12 protein-coding genes are annotated in these 14,505 nt (G+C 69.5%); 8 read left to right on the forward strand and 4 right to left on the reverse strand.

The window, feature by feature from the left end:
- The first annotated feature begins 48 nt into the window (after positions 1-48).
- From smc to VNO22_14690, 8 genes are all read left to right on the forward strand, one after another.
- Positions 49-3,648 carry a chromosome segregation protein SMC gene (gene smc / locus VNO22_14655; GenBank protein HXG62607.1) on the forward strand — a complete coding sequence of 1,200 codons (3,600 nt, stop codon included), beginning with the start codon at positions 49-51 and terminating at the stop codon, positions 3,646-3,648.
- An 82-nt stretch (positions 3,649-3,730) separates the two neighbouring features.
- On the forward strand, positions 3,731-5,056 hold the full coding sequence (locus VNO22_14660; protein HXG62608.1) for a PilT/PilU family type 4a pilus ATPase: 1,326 nt from the start codon (positions 3,731-3,733) through the stop codon (positions 5,054-5,056).
- 13 nt (positions 5,057-5,069) lie between these two features.
- On the forward strand, positions 5,070-6,158 hold the full coding sequence (locus VNO22_14665) for a type IV pilus twitching motility protein PilT (protein HXG62609.1): 1,089 nt from the start codon (positions 5,070-5,072) through the stop codon (positions 6,156-6,158).
- A 56-nt stretch (positions 6,159-6,214) separates the two neighbouring features.
- Positions 6,215-6,679, forward strand: coding sequence for a nucleoside-diphosphate kinase (ndk, locus tag VNO22_14670; protein HXG62610.1), 465 nt, complete (start codon positions 6,215-6,217; stop codon positions 6,677-6,679).
- A gap of 2 nt (positions 6,680-6,681) precedes the next feature.
- On the forward strand, positions 6,682-7,248 hold the full coding sequence (gene efp, locus VNO22_14675; GenBank protein ID HXG62611.1) for an elongation factor P: 567 nt from the start codon (positions 6,682-6,684) through the stop codon (positions 7,246-7,248).
- A gap of 10 nt (positions 7,249-7,258) precedes the next feature.
- Entirely contained in the window at positions 7,259-8,836 is a 1,578-nt protein-coding gene (serA, locus tag VNO22_14680; GenBank protein HXG62612.1) for a phosphoglycerate dehydrogenase, read from the forward strand.
- Positions 8,837-8,867: 31 nt separating this feature from the next.
- On the forward strand, positions 8,868-9,470 hold the full coding sequence (lipB, locus tag VNO22_14685; GenBank protein ID HXG62613.1) for a lipoyl(octanoyl) transferase LipB: 603 nt from the start codon (positions 8,868-8,870) through the stop codon (positions 9,468-9,470).
- Positions 9,471-9,506: 36 nt separating this feature from the next.
- On the forward strand, positions 9,507-10,184 hold the full coding sequence (locus VNO22_14690; GenBank protein ID HXG62614.1) for a response regulator transcription factor: 678 nt from the start codon (positions 9,507-9,509) through the stop codon (positions 10,182-10,184).
- 420 nt (positions 10,185-10,604) lie between these two features.
- On the opposite strand, the gene VNO22_14695 is transcribed toward VNO22_14690, so the two are convergent.
- From VNO22_14695 to VNO22_14710, 4 genes are all read right to left on the reverse strand, one after another.
- Positions 10,605-11,951, reverse strand: a complete 1,347-nt coding sequence (locus VNO22_14695) for a Gfo/Idh/MocA family oxidoreductase (GenBank protein HXG62615.1) — start codon at positions 11,949-11,951, stop codon at positions 10,605-10,607.
- An 80-nt stretch (positions 11,952-12,031) separates the two neighbouring features.
- The gene (locus tag VNO22_14700; GenBank protein ID HXG62616.1) at positions 12,032-12,670 is read right to left on the reverse strand and encodes a bifunctional 4-hydroxy-2-oxoglutarate aldolase/2-dehydro-3-deoxy-phosphogluconate aldolase; all 639 of its coding nucleotides are present in this window, start codon (positions 12,668-12,670) and stop codon (positions 12,032-12,034) included.
- A 3-nt stretch (positions 12,671-12,673) separates the two neighbouring features.
- Positions 12,674-13,600, reverse strand: a complete 927-nt coding sequence (locus VNO22_14705; protein HXG62617.1) for a 2-dehydro-3-deoxygalactonokinase — start codon at positions 13,598-13,600, stop codon at positions 12,674-12,676.
- A gap of 60 nt (positions 13,601-13,660) precedes the next feature.
- Positions 13,661-14,505 (reverse strand): hypothetical protein (locus VNO22_14710; GenBank protein ID HXG62618.1); only part of this gene is annotated, 845 nt, incomplete at its 5' end.

A 14,505-nucleotide genomic window follows, 5' to 3' on the forward strand; every position in this document is an offset into this window, starting at 1 on the left:
AGGGCCCGCCGGGCGGTTCCCGGCCCCGAACGTTTGACCGAGGGCGCCATGCAGCTCAAGAAGCTCGAAATGTGCGGCTTCAAGTCGTTCGCCAACCGAACGGAGATCCTTTTCGACAAGGGCGTCACCGGAATCGTCGGACCGAACGGCTGCGGCAAGTCGAACGTCGTCGACGCCATCAAGTGGGTCCTCGGGACGCTCTCCTACAAGTCGGTCCGCGGCGAGGAGATGCTGGACGTCATCTTCAAGGGCGCCGAGGGGGTGCCCCCGATGGGGTTCGCGGAAGTCTCCCTGACGCTGGACAACTCCGACCACACGCTGCCCCTGGAGTTCGAGGAAGTGACGATCACGCGGCGGCTCTTCTCGACGGGGGAAGGCGAGTATTTCATCAACAAGGCCCCGTGCCGCCTGAAGGACATCCGGGAGCTGCTCTACGGGACGGGGATCGGGACGGACAATTATTCGGTCATCGAGCAGGGGAAGATCGACAAGCTGGTGCTTTCGAATCCGCACGAGCGGCGGCTCGTGTTCGACGAGGCGGCGGGGATTTCGAAGTACCGGGCGCGCAAGCGCGAGACGGAGCACCGGCTCGAGAAGGTGTCGCAGGATCTCCTGCGGATCCAGGACGTCGTTCACGAGGTGCAGAAGCAGCTCCGGTCCGTGCGGGCCCAGGCGGGGCGGGCGGCGCGGTACAAGGAGTTGACCGAGGAGCTCAAATCGAAGCGCCTGCGGCTGTACGTGCACGAGCACCGGCGGCTGGCGGCGGCGCGGGGGGAGCTGGCGGAGCGGCTGCGGGCGGTTTCGGAGCGCAGGGAGGCGCTGCGGGCGGAGCTCGGGGCGCGGGCGGCCGCGGCGGAGGAGGTCCGGCGGCGGCTGGAGGCGGAATCGGCCCGCCACGCGGAGCTGGCGTCGGCCGTGGCGGGGCTGGAGTCCCAGGCGGCGTATCTGGAGCGGTCGCTGGAGTCCGCGCGGGCGCGGGAGCGGGAGCTGGCGGCGGAGCGGGGGCGGGCGGAGGCCGAGCGCGAGGCGCTGGAGGCGAAGGCGCTGGAGCTGGCGGAGCAGGTGGAGGCCGAGTCGCGGGCGCTGGCGGAGTTCGACCGGGCGGCGCGGGAGCGCGCGGCGGAGGCGGAGGAGCTGACCCGGCGGATGGAGGACGCCGCGCGGGAGTGCGCCCGGGCTCAGGAGGAGCTGGAGGCCAAGCGGGCCGAGGCGCTGGAGCTGGCGCACAAAGAGGCGCAGTACCGCAACGAGCGCGAACGGCTGGAGCGCGAGCGCTCGGAACTCGGAGCGCGGGCGGGGCGCCTGAAGGAGGAGGCGGGGCGGCTGGAGGCCGAGCGGGCGGAGCTTCGGGCGCGCCTGGAGCAGGCGCGGGCGGAGGCGGCGGCGCTGGAGCGGGAGATCGCCGAGCGCGCGGAACGCAAGCGGGCGGAGGAGGAGGAGCTCGGGCGGCTTCGCGAAGAGGTGGCGCAGCTCGAACGGGAGCTCCTGCAGCTCCGGGAGGGCAAGGATCACCGCGTGGCGCGGCGCGAGACGCTGCGCGATCTGGAGGCGCACTTCGAGGGCCTGGAGGCGGGGGCGAAGGCGCTGCTGCGGGAGCGGCGGCCGGGGGTGCTCGGGTCGGTGGCCGACTTCCTGGAGGTCGCCCCGGAGCACGTGGCGGCGGTGGAAGGGGCTCTCGGGGAGCGGGCGGGCGCGGTGGTGGTGGATACGGCGGAGCACGCGGAGGAGGCGGCGGCGTTCGTCCGCGAGCGCGGCCTGGGGCGGACGATCCTGATCGCGCTGGACGAGTGCCGGAACGGGTATTTCTCGGACGTGGAGCTTTTGGCGACGGGGGCGCTCGGCCGGGCGTCCTCGTGGGTGCGCACGGAGCCGGCGTATCGGGGGATGGTGGACGCGCTTCTGGGGCACACGCTGGTGGTGCGGGACCGCGCGGCGGCGCGGGAGATCCGGCGGGACGGCCTGACGGAGTGGCCGCTGGTGACGCCGGAGGGGGATCTCTTCGATCATCCGGGAATGACGACGGTGGCGGGGGCGCGGGCGGCGGGGTCGGGGCTTCTGTCCCGCAAGGCCGAGCTTCGCACGCTCGAGGAGGAGATCGAGCGATACCTGGCGCTCATCACCGAACGCGAGGGGCGCCGGGAGGAGGCGGGGCGGCGCCTGAAGGAGACGGAGGAGCGGATCGAGCGCCTGCGCCACGAGGCGTACGAGAAGAGCGTGGCGCTCCGGGAGGCGGCGGCCCGGGCCGAGCAGACGGCGATGCGGGAGGAATTCCTGGGCGAGGAGCTGCGGGCGCGGGCGGCCGAAAGCGAGGCGATCGGGCGCCAGGCCGCGGCGGTGGCGGACCGTGCGGCGTCGCTGGAGACGCTTCTGGCGGAGCTGGCCTGGGTCAAGAGCCAGGTGGAGGCGGAGATCGCGGGACTGGGCCGGACGCTGGAGGGGTACGAGGCGTCCCGGGCGGAACTTCAGGACGCGCTGACGCAGGCGCGGGTCGAGTGCGCCAAGGCGAGCGAGCAGCGCCTGGGGGTGGAAAAGCGGCTGGAGTTCCTGGAAGCGCGCCGGGGCGAGGTGGCGCGGGCGCTCGAACGGGCGCGGGCGCTGGCGGAGGAGGTCGGAGGGCGGCTGGAAGGGGCGCGCGAGGAGATCGGGCGCCACGAGGCGGAGCGCGGGGCGCTGGCCGCGCGGGTGGAGGAGGCGCGGCGCCGGGCGGACGAGGCGGCGGCGGCGCGGGAGGCGCTGGCGCGCGAGGGGGAGGAGGCGCGGGCGGCCGTGGCGCGGGCGGAGGAGGAGCTGGCTCCGTGCGAGGAGGAGCTGGGCCGCCTGCGGGTGGACGAGGAAGGCGCCCGCGTGAAGGCGGACGCCCTGGCGGACCGGGCGCGCGAGGAATTGGGGATGGAGCTCGCCCAGGCGGCGGAGGCGGTCCCGGCGGAGGAGGGGATCGACGGCGAGGCGCTGGCGCGCGAGGTGGAGGAGCTCCGGGTCAAGATCGGCGGCTTCGGGGCGGTGAACGTGGTGGCCCTGGAACAGCTCTCGGAGCTGGAGGAGCGCGAGAAGTTCCTGCTGACGCAGACGGAAGATCTCGTCCGCAGCAAGACGCAGCTCGAGGATCTGATCCGGCAGCTCAACAAGGAATCGCGGGAGCTTTTCGACAAGACGTTCGACTTCGTCAAGGAGCAGTTCAACACGATTTTCCGGAAGATCTTCGGCGGCGGGAAGGCGGACCTCGTGCTGGAGCAGGCCGAAGGCGTGGACCCGATGGAACAGGGTCTGGAGATCCTGGCCCGGCCGCCCGGCAAGGAACAGACGCCGATCTCGCTGCTTTCGGGCGGCGAGCGGTCGCTGACGGCGATCGCGCTGGTCCTGGCGCTTTTCAAGGCCAACCCGAGCCCCTTCTGCCTGCTGGACGAGGCGGACGCGGCGCTGGACGAGAAGAACGTGGAGCGCTACGCGGGGGTGGTGCGCGAATTCGCCTCCGAGACGCAGTTCATCGTGATCACGCACAACAAGCGGACGATGGCGGTTTGTGACGCGCTCTACGGAATCACCATGGAGCAGCAGGGGGTCTCCAAGAAGGTGAGCGTGAGCCTGTCGGGCGACGCGGGTCTGGAGCTTCTCAAGCCGCGTCCGGAGGTTCCCGCGGGGACGGCGTAAGGGGCTGCGGGGCCGGGCGTGCGCCGGTTGCGCCGGCGCGCATCGTAGGATATCATTTCCGGGCGGGCCGCGCCCGTCGCGCATGGAAGAAAACCTTTTCGGCCAGATCCTCATCAATTTCAACCTGATCACGAAGGATCAGCTGGAGAAGGCGCTGGACCTTCAGCGCCGGACCCAGCCCCCGAAGCTGCTCGGGGAGATCCTCGTGGAGCAGGGGATGATCGACGAGAAGTCCCTCAAGAGCATCCTGAGCGTCCAGAAGCGCAAGCTGGAGCTTTCGAAGTCCCAGATCAAGTCGCCGGAGTCGGAGCTTTCCCGGCGTCTTCAGGGGGCGCCGCTTCTGGAGTTTCTGAAGGTGAGCAAGGAGCTGGGGGCTTCGGACCTCTACATTTCGTCGGGCCTGCGGCCGATGGTTCGCCTGCACGGGAACCTGATCGACCTGCCGGCGGAGGCCCCCGGCTTCGAGGAAAGCCGCAAGATGCTCCTTTCGGTGCTGACCAAGGAGCAGGTGGACGCCTACTATCGCGAGAAGGCGGTGGACCTAGGGTTGGACTTTCCGTTCGGCCGGTTCCGGGCCAGCGTGTTCCGGCACCTCAAGGGCATCGCCGGGATTTTCCGAACGATCGCCGACCGGGTGATGCCGTTCGAGACTCTGGGGCTGCCGGGCGTGGTTCGGCAGTTCCTGGACCTGAGCCGCGGGCTGATCCTGGTGACGGGTCCGGCGGGGTCCGGAAAGTCCACGACGCTGGCGGCGCTGATCGATCTTCTCAACAAGAGCCAGCGCCTCCACATCATCACGATCGAGGATCCCATCGAGGTCATCCATCAGAGCGACCGGTCGCTGATTTCGCAGCGGCAGGTGCCGGATCATTCCCGGAGCTTCGCCTCGGCGCTGCGGGCGGCGCTGCGGGAGGACCCGGACGTGATCGTCGTGGGCGAGCTGCGGGATCCGGAGACGGTCTCGACGGCGATCACGGCGGCGGAGACGGGGCACCTCATCTTCGGAACGCTGCACACGCATAACGCGTACCGGACGATCCTGCGGATTCTGGATCAGTTCCCCGCGCAGAAACGGGCGCACATCCGGACGCTTCTGGCGGGGGTGCTTCGGGGGGTGATTTCGCAGCAGCTGGTGCCGAACATCGACGGCCGGGGGCGGAGCCTGGCCTGCGAGATCCTGGTGGCGAATTCCGCGATCTCCAACCTGATCCGGGACGACCGGGTCTGGCAGATCCCGATGGTGATGCAGACGGGCAAGAGGTTCGGGATGCGGCTGATGGACGATTCGCTCCTGGAGCTGGTTCAGCGCCGGAAGATTTCGCTCGAGGAAGCGCTCCAGCGGGCGACGGACAAGACCAAGTTCATCAACCCGGAGGCCCAGGCGGAGAAGGCCCGCACGGCCTTCTGACGCGGGAGAGCGCATGGCCGCGATCGACGAAATGCTCCACAAGATGAAGGAGATGAACGCCTCGGATCTTCATCTCAAGCCGGGGGTTCGGCCGCGGTACCGGATCCTGGGGGAGCTTCAGGACGTGCCGGGCACGGAGCCTCTGAGCCGCGAGGAGGTGGAGGTGCTCACGCGCGAAATCCTGACGGAGGAACAGGAGCGCTGGTATCTCGAGACCGGGGAGCTGGACTTTGCGTACGGGGACGTGAAGTCCGGGCGCTTCCGGTGCAATTACTTCCAGGAATATCGCGGGTCGAGCGCCGTGTTCCGCCGGATTCCGGTGGAGATCCCCACGCTCAAGGAACTCAACCTTCCGTCGAGCCTGGAGTCGCTGGTTCACCTGCGAAGCGGGATCGTGCTCGTGACGGGGCCCACGGGGAGCGGGAAGACCTCGACCCTGGCGGCGCTGGTGGATCTGCTCAATTCCCAGTACCGCAAGCACATCATCACGCTCGAGGACCCGATCGAGTACCTGCATCCAAGCAAGAAGTCGGTCGTCCACCAGCGCGGGCTGCACTACGACATCGTGGATTTTCCGAGCGGGGTGCGGGCGGCGTTGCGGGAGGATCCGGACATCCTTCTGATCGGGGAAATGCGGGATCTCGAAACGATCCGCCTGGCGCTGACGGCGGCGGAGGTGGGGTGCCTGGTCTTTGCGACCCTGCACACCAACAGCGCCGCGCAGTCGATCGACCGGATCATCGACGTCTTTCCGGCCGACGAGCAGCCGCAGATCCGCGCGATGCTCTCGCTTTCGGTGGCCGGGGTGGTCAGCCAGGTCCTTCTGCGGCGGATCGACACGGGCGGCCGGATTCCCGCCACGGAGGTGCTGTTCGGGACGCCCGCGGTCCAGAACCTCATCCGGGAGAACAAGATCCAGGAAATCACCAGCGTCATCCAGGCGGGCAAGCAGCAGGGCATGCACACGATGGACGATTCGCTGGCGAGCCTCGTGACGCGGAAGCTCGTGGACGCCGAGGAGGCGTATTCGTACGCCGAGAACAAGGGGTGGTTCGAGCAGTTCGTGGATCTTCCGCTCCTGCGCCAGGGCGACGCCCGATAGGGCGCCGCGTCGAACGCTTGCCACGCCCGGCCGCGTCTGCTATAGTCTGCCCTCCCATGGAACGAACCTTCTGCATGATCAAGCCGGACGGGGTGCAGCGCCGCCTGGTGGGGCGGATCCTGTCGCGGTTCGAGGACAAAGGGTTGCGGATCGCGGGGCTCAAGCTCCTGCGCATGTCCGCGGAGCAGGCGGAACGTCTCTATGCGATCCACAAGGGGAAGCCCTTCTACGATTCGCTGGTGCGTTTCGTCACTTCGTCGCCGGTCGTCGTGATGGTGATCGAAGGGCATCAGGCGGTGGCGGTGGTCCGGAAGCTCCTCGGGGCCACCTTCGGCTTCAACGCGGAGCCCGGCACGATCCGGGGGGATTACGGCGGTTCCAAGGGGTTCAATCTGATTCACGGGTCGGATGCCGTCGAGTCCGCCCAGCGGGAAATCCCCGTCTTTTTCCAGGAGAGCGAGCTCGTGCGGTACGAGCACGCCGATCACGTCTGGGTGCTCGAAGAACCGGAAAGGAAGTAGACATGCTGTCGGCCACGGAAGTCCGCAAGGGGATGATCGTCAAGTACGAGGGCGAGCTCCAGTACGTGATGAACGTCTTCCACCACACGCCGGGCAACCTGCGTTCCGTCATCCAGATCAAGATGCGCAACCTGCGCAGCGGGACCTCCAAGGAGATCCGGTTCTCCTCGGGCGACAAGCTGGAGCAGGCCCACGTCGAGCAGGTGGACATGGAGTTCCTGTACCAGGACGGCGACAGCTTCGTCTTCATGAACCAGGAGAACTACGAGCAGGTGTCCCTCCACCGGGAGCTGCTCGGCGAGGACGTGCAGTGGCTCAAGGAGAACATGGTGTGCAAGGTGGACTTCTACGAAGGCCGCGCCATCGCGGTCGAAGTTCCCTACACCGTGGAGCTTCGGGTGGTGGAGACGGAACCGTCCCTCAAAGGCGCCACGATCACCAACGTCTACAAGCCCGCCAAGCTCGAAACCGGCGCGGTCGTCCAGGTGCCCCCGTTCATCGAAACGGGCGAAGTCATCCGGGTCGACACGCGGGACGGTAAATACCTCGAGCGGGTGAGCACCAAGTAAGGGGGCCGCCATGCCTCGCGTCCTGATCGCGGACGACGTCGCCGAGGAGTGCGCCCGGATCCTCCGCAAGGCCGACATCGAGGTGGACGTCCGCGGGAAGATGAAACCCGAGGACCTCAAGGCGGCCGTCAAGGACTTCGAGGGGCTCATCGTCCGCAGCGCCGTCAAGGTCACCCGCGAGATTCTGGAGGCGGGCACACGCCTGAAGATCGTCGGGCGCGCGGGGATCGGCGTGGACAACATCGACCAGGAAACCGCGACCCGGCGGGGGATCGTCGTCATGAACGCCCCGCAGGGCAACGTGGCCTCGGCCGCGGAGCACACCTTCGCGCTTCTGATGGCCAACGCGCGCAGCATCGCCGCGGCGGACGCCTCCGTGCGGGCCGGCAAATGGGAGCGCTCCCGGTATCTGGGCGTCGAGCTGGAAGGGAAAACCCTCGGGATCGTGGGGCTCGGCAAGATCGGAAGCCTCGTCGCCCAGTACGCGCGCCCGTTCCGCATGCGGGTGATCGCGTACGACCCGCTGCTCGTCAAGGAACGCGCGGAGGTCCTGGGGGTGGAACTCGTGGAGATGGACCGGCTCCTGGCGGAAGCGGACTTTATCACCTTCCACGTCCCCCTCACGGAGCGCACGCGGGGGATGATCGGGGCGGAGCAGTTCAAGAAGATGAAACGCACCGCCCGCATCGTCAACACCTCCCGGGGAGGCGTGATCGACGAGAAGGCGCTGGCGGAGGCGCTGGCGTCCCGGGAGATCGCGGGAGCGGCGCTCGACGTCTACGAGCAGGAGCCGCCTCCGAAGGATCACCCGCTCTTCCGGCTCGAGAACGTCACGCTCACCCCGCATCTGGCCGCCTCCACCGAAGAGGCCCAGGTCAAGGTGGCGGTCGACCTGGCCGAACAGTTCGTCGACTTCTTCCGCCACGGGGTCGTCCGCAACGCCGTCAACCTCGGGATGCTGGCCGATCCGTCGCTGACGCCGTACATGCGGCTGGCGGAGGATCTCGGGGGCCTGGCGGCGCAGCTGGCCGGCGGGCGCGTGCGCTCGGTCGCGGTCCGGTACATGGGACAGATCGCCGGCTTCGAGCCCGGGCCGATCACGCAGGCGGCCCTCAAGGGAGCGCTCCGGCCCACGCTCGGGGACGACGTCAACGTCGTCAACGCCCGCAGCTTCGCCAAGGAGGCGGGCATCGCCGTCACCGAGGAGAAGTTCAAGGACGCCCGCAACTATAAGAGCCTGGTCTGCGTGCACGTCGAAGCCGAACGCGGCGCGCGCACCGTCTCCGGCACGGTCTTCGAGGGCCGGGAGTCGCGCATCGTCGAAATCGACCGCATGGACATCGACCTGCGCCCGTCCCGGCACATGCTCTGCCTGGAGTACCTGGACGTGCCGGGCGTCGTGGGCAAGGTCGGAACCATCCTGGGGACCAACGGCATCAACATCGCCCGCATGGAGGTCGCCCGCGTCGAGCGGGGCCGGCAGGCGATGATTCTGCTTTCCGTGGACGATCCGGTCCGGCCGGAGATCCTGGAGGAGATCCGCCGGGCCATCAACGCGCACGGCGTGCACGCCGTGACGCTGCCGTAAAAGGGGGGCCGCCGCCCCCGCGGAGGAGCCCGTGAACCTGGAGGTTCGGCGCCTCGGGCTTGTGGAATTCGACGAGGCCTGGGCGCTCCAGCGCAGGCTCGCCGAAGAGGTCACGCCGGGGCGGGGATTTCTCCTTCTTCTCGAGCATCCGCCCGTCTTCACCCTGGGGAAAAACGCCGACCCGCGCAACATCCTCGATCCGCGGGGCATCCCCGTGCGGCGGATCGATCGCGGCGGCGACGTGACATACCACGGTCCGGGGCAGCTCGTGGGATACCCGATTCTGGACGTGCGGAAAATCGGCGTGCGGCGGTTCGTCCGCTCGATCGAGGACGCGCTCGTGCGGACGCTGGCGGCGCTCGGGGTGCGCGCCCGGCGGCGGGAGGACTGCGTCGGGGTCTGGACCGCCGGAGGGAAGATCGCCTCGATCGGCATCCGCGTGCGTCGCGGCGTTTCCACCCACGGGTTCGCGCTGAACGTGTCGATGGACCTGCGGCCTTTCGAGTACATCAATCCGTGCGGTCGGCCGGGGTGTCCGGTGACCTCGGTCGAGCGCGAGCTGGGCCGCCCGGTGGCGGTGGAGGAGGTCGCTTCCCGATTTCGCTTGCGCTTCGGAGAAAGCGGGCTAGAGTGATTAGGGGGGCGCGAGACCCCGAGGAGAGAGGGAAGCATGCCGGAGCCCGTCGTCCTGACCGTCGATCCCGATCAGACTGTGCTCAGCTTTTTCCGGGGCGTCGTCACCGGGAGCGGACGTCTCTTCTGCGGCGCCCGGCGGGGCGAGGACGCGCGGCGCAAGGCGCGCGAGGCGCGCCCGGCGGCGGTCGTGGCGCGCGTGTCCCTGGGGGACATGAGCGGCGCGGAGCTGGTCGCCCGGCTGCGCGAGGATGCGGAGTCCCTGGGGCTCCCGCCGGTGCCCGTTCTTCTGACGGCGCTGCGCGGCCAGGAGGCCGAGGCGGCGGCGGCCCTCGAACGGGGCGCGATCAGCGTGCTTTTCTTTCCCTTCGACGAAGCCGAGCTCGGCGAGCGCCTCGAGGCGCTCCTGCGGTGGGCCGGCCGCGGGCCCGGCGGCGGCGTCGTCACCGTGGGGCCCGTCACCGTGGACCTGGAACGCGGGGAAGTCCTGCGCCCGCAGCCGCAGCCTCTGACGGCCTCCGAGAGGGAGATCCTGCGCTGGCTTCTGAGCCCCCCGGGCCGCACCGTGACGCGCCGGCAGATTCCCGTGGAGGGGACCGAGCGCGCCGTGGACGTTCACGTGGCAGCGCTGCGCTCCAAGCTCGGGCCCGCCGGCGGCCTCATCGAGACGATCCGCGGCATCGGCTACCGCTTCCGCGGCGCCGCCTGCCTGTGAGAAGGAAAACGGGAGGATCTTGACAAACGTGTTTTGTAGTTTATAATTCACGGCGGATGAGGAGAGAGGGAGGCGCGAGCCGAAAGCTTCAACGACCCTAAACCCCACCCCAGCTGTCCGCCCGGAAAACGCCGTTCCCAACTCTCCCGCAAAGGGCGTTCTGGGCGGAAATCTTCAGGCAGGAAAGGGCCGGCGCTCCGCGGACCGCGGGGCGCCGGCCCCCTGCGTTTTCGGGACGATTTCTCTTTGACAGGCGCGCCGCTCCGGCCCAAACTGTCCTCGGGCTCGCCGGATCCGTGACCGGGGTGATCAGGGCCGGGGGGTTCGCCGGCGAGCCGAAGGGCGATTCCAGGCGACCGGGGTACACCAAAGCCCCTCGACTTGAGGCGGCCTTCCGGCCCCTTTCCCACCGCTTCCGTTCTATACGCGGTCGGGTTCCGGGTGCTCCCACGGCGCCCGGTAGGGCCGCCGCAACAGGCGGTTGGCTTCCTCGTCCCCCACGACCTCGTGCTTCTGCGGGTCCCACGTCAGCGTCCGGCCGAGTTTCATGGCGATGTTGGCCAGGATGCAGCTGGCGCTGGAGATGTGCCCCTCTTCGATGTCCGCCACGGGCCGCCCGCGCTCCGCGATCGCCTTGAGGAAGTCCTGCTGGTGGCGGCGGTTCGCCGGGGCCGTCGCCGGGTCGAGATCCTTCTCCTTCTCGTCCTGCGGGTAGCGGTCGAATTCGCGCAGCAGATCCTTGTGAACGGGCTCCCCCTTGCCGTGCGGGATGAAGTCGTAGCTCGCCACGCTCGCCTTGAGGACTCCTTTGTCCCCGTAGAAGAAGGCCGCCCACGGATACTTCGGGTCGGGCGGCGGCCCCCACGTGCGGTGGGTCCAGACGACGTTCAGGGAGTCGAACTCGAAGGTCGCCACCTGCGTGTCCGGAATGTTGGCCTTCGAAGCCTTGTCCACCAGGATCCCGCCGTGCGACGAGATCCGCCGCGGCCAGCCCAGGCCCAGCATCCAGCGCACCATGTCGAGCATGTGGATGCACATGTCCCCCATGATGCCGTTGCCATACTCCATGAACGAGCGCCAGCGCCGGGGATGCAGGAGGGGGTTGTACGGCCGCATCGGCGCCGGACCGGTCCACATCTCGTAATCGAGATGCTCCGGCGGGGACGTGTCGGGCGGGTTCTCGCGCGCCCGCATGTGATAGTAGCAGCAGATTTCGACGTGCCCCACGGTCCCGACGAGGCCCTCGCGCAGGCGTTCCCGCGCCTCGACGAGATGAGGCGTGCTGCGCCGCTGGGTGCCCACCTGAACGACGCGCTTGTACTTGCGCGCGGCCGCCACCATCGCCCGGCCTTCCACCACGTCCACGCTGATCGGTTTCTGCACGTAGACGTCCGCGCCCGCCCGGACCGCTTCGATCATCGGCAACGCATGCCAGTGGTCGGGCGTTCCCACAAGAACGATATCGAACTCGTGCTCCTTGAGCATCCGCCGATAATCGCCGTAGACGAGGGGCTTCCGGCGGGACGGATGCCAGCCGGCCACGCGCTCCGCGGCTTCGGCAGCCATCTTGCGGTCCGCGTCGCAGAGCGCCACGACCTCGACCGGAGCGACCTGACAGAGCGCGTAGAGGTCGGTTTTGCCGTACCAGCCGCACCCGATCAATCCCACGCGGCGGGCTTTCTCCTGCCCTCCCGCGAACGCGCATCCGCCCAGCGCGGCGGAGGCCAGACCGGCGACGCCGGTGCCGAGGAACTCGCGACGGTTCATGGGATCCTCCTTTGTGTCGGGACGTCTTCGGGGGACAGGATAGCCCAGTCCGGAACCTCCTGTCGAGGGATTGTGGCGGATCAGGCGTCCTCGTAGGCCTTCACGAACCGCGCCGCCTGCTGGCGGAACCAGTCCCAATGGCGGGCTTCCGCCTGCTTGCGGTCGAAGAGCGGTCCTCCCACGCCGAAGGCCGCCGCCCCCGCGCGCTTGAACTCTCCCAGCGTCTCCACCGTGACGCCTCCGGTTGGCATGAGGGGGATGTCCGGAAACGGCGCCCGCACCGCCCGGATGAACTCCGGCCCCAGGCGGTCGGCCGGGAAAACCTTCACCATCGTGGCCCCCAGGTGCCACGCCTGAAGGATCTCCGTGGGCGTCATCGCCCCCGGGAAGACGGGAATCTTTCGGTCCACGCACGCCCGCACGATCTCCGGCAGGAGCGCCGGAGTCACGATGAAGCCCGCCCCGGCCCGGAGCGCCCCCTTGAGCGCGCTCATCGTCACGACGGTTCCCGCCCCCACGTTCACCCCCGGGCCGGCGACCTCCCGAACGAGACGGATCAGGTCCTCCGCCCCCGGGCTGTTCATCGTGATTTCAATGTTCCGCAGGCCGCCTTCCACGGCCGCGCGCACGAGCGGCTCCACCTCCGCCGCCCCGAAGCCTCTCAGGATTCCCACCACCGGAAGTCGATGGAACGCGTCCCGATCGAACCGTGCCGACATGATTCACACCCTCCCCTGAATCCGGCGAAGAAGAACCGCCTGGCCCGCCGCCGACAGAAGCGCCGCCCGCGCCGGCGGAAAGATCCTCAGACGCCGGCCGAACCCGAGCGCGGCGGCCGCCGCGCCGTAGACCCTCGCCAGGGGGCCTTCGGCGGCGACGAGGACGGGACCTTTCACGCGACGCAGCTCCGCCATCTCCGCCCCGACCAGAATCCCGCTCAAAAAGGAGGCGTTCCCTTCCGGCGACGTGCCGCGCAGGACCTGCCGGGCCCGCACGCCGAAAAGAGCCGCCGAGAGGGGCTCCGAGGCTCCGCGCCGGACGCCCTCCCGGAAGTCCCGCGCTCTTCGGCGCGCCTCCGGGTCCACCGAATGCCGCAGGACGCTCCAGCGCCCCAGGACGTCGAAGAGCTCCCCCGTCATGAACGTGCGGAACTCGATGACGCGCCCGCGGCGCACCCGCAGATGCTTGGAATGCGTTCCGGGCAGAACGAGCGTGGCTTCTCCGTCCGCCCACCCTCCGTCCAGCGCCGCCGCGCCGAGGGCCTGCGTCTCCTCCCCGCGCAGAATGTCGTGCCCGCTTTGGATCCCCGAGACGAGATAGACGCCCGGCGCGACCTCCTCCCACACGGCGTCGCGGCCGTCCAGCCGGAAAGGGAGCCGCGCGTACGGAAGCTCCTTCCATCCGATCGAAGAGCCCGCCATGCCGGAGACGACCACGGGGAGATCTTCCCGCAGCCCCGCCCGGCGGCGAAGCGCGCGCACGGCGGCGGCGAGCGCCTTGCGGAAAGCGGCCGGCCGGTCCGCCGGCTTCGTGCGCGCCGCCAGCGTTCCCACGCCCAGATCGGAAACGAGTTCCGGCCCCGATCTCTCCCCGTCCGCCAGGCGCAGCCGGAAGCGGGTGGTCCCCCAGTCGCAGCTCAGGAAGCGCATCGACCCGAGGGAGTATACCCGCGGAACGCGGAAGGCCCAGCGAAATGAAGTCGCTCCGCCTCAGCGCCGCCGGTAGGCGAGAATCGTTCCCCGGAAGGACGGATGCCGCGCGACGAGCTCGCATTCCGCGTCGAGCCACCGCCGGAGCGCCGAATCCGCGGGAATGTTGACGTCCACGGCGACGAACCAGTCGGGGCGCCTCGCGGCGACCTCGTGGGTCGCGAGGATCGGGACGGATTCTCGCAGATAATGCGCCAGAGGCCGGCCGTCGAAGAGAAGTCCGAGCGTTTCACCGGGGCGGCGGCGGGCGCGCAGATCGGCGGCGGCGGTCCGGTAGTCGCGCTTTCCCGTCCGGAGGGCGTCGACGTCGGCGGCGAGCGAGACGGCGAGGATGGCGCCCGCGAGCGCCCCGCCGAGCGCGGGCCGGGCCAGGGCGGCCGCCAGGCCTTCGCCCACGAGCACGGCGGCGAAGGCCAGGGCGGGGGTGAAGAATCGGATGCCCTGTCCGGGGCCCGCGAGCTGTCCGACGATCCACTGGAGGACGAAGGCCGACAGGGTCGCCGCGGTCATCGCGGGTCCCGGCGCCCCTCGAACCGCTCCCCACGCCGCCGCCGCGGCGAAGGGGACGAGAAGCACGGGGGTCAGAGGCGCCGCCGCGAGTCCGGGGAAAAGCTCTTCGAAAGCCGGAAGGACCGGTCCCCAGGGCCGAGACGCCGAGGAAGCCGTCATCAGGGCGGGCACGTGAAAGGAATGAAGCAGAATGCTCAGGGATCCGGCCACCGCGAGCGCGGCGAGGTTGCGCGCCCGGGGGGCGGGGCCGCGGAAGGCGGGGTCGGCGAACGCGCCGGCGGCGAGCGCGACCACGCCGACCGCCCCGAAGGCCTGAAGGGCGGGCGCGGCGGTCG

It is taken from the genome of Planctomycetota bacterium (assembly GCA_035574235.1).
Lineage (GTDB): Bacteria > Planctomycetota > MHYJ01 > MHYJ01 > JACPRB01 > DATLZA01.

Bases quoted from the DNA above. Each gene is read 5' to 3' on its own strand.
- VNO22_14695 (HXG62615.1), bottom strand. From the start codon at position 11,951: ATGAACCGTCGCGAGTTCCTCGGCACCGGCGTCGCCGGTCTGGCCTCC.
- VNO22_14665 (HXG62609.1), top strand. From the start codon at position 5,070: ATGGCCGCGATCGACGAAATGCTCCACAAGATGAAGGAGATGAACGCC.
- VNO22_14705 (HXG62617.1), bottom strand. From the start codon at position 13,600: ATGCGCTTCCTGAGCTGCGACTGGGGGACCACCCGCTTCCGGCTGCGC.
- VNO22_14700 (HXG62616.1), bottom strand. From the start codon at position 12,670: ATGTCGGCACGGTTCGATCGGGACGCGTTCCATCGACTTCCGGTGGTG.
- VNO22_14690 (HXG62614.1), top strand. From the start codon at position 9,507: ATGCCGGAGCCCGTCGTCCTGACCGTCGATCCCGATCAGACTGTGCTC.
- smc (HXG62607.1), top strand. From the start codon at position 49: ATGCAGCTCAAGAAGCTCGAAATGTGCGGCTTCAAGTCGTTCGCCAAC.
- efp (HXG62611.1), top strand. From the start codon at position 6,682: ATGCTGTCGGCCACGGAAGTCCGCAAGGGGATGATCGTCAAGTACGAG.
- VNO22_14660 (HXG62608.1), top strand. From the start codon at position 3,731: ATGGAAGAAAACCTTTTCGGCCAGATCCTCATCAATTTCAACCTGATC.
- ndk (HXG62610.1), top strand. From the start codon at position 6,215: ATGGAACGAACCTTCTGCATGATCAAGCCGGACGGGGTGCAGCGCCGC.
- serA (HXG62612.1), top strand. From the start codon at position 7,259: ATGCCTCGCGTCCTGATCGCGGACGACGTCGCCGAGGAGTGCGCCCGG.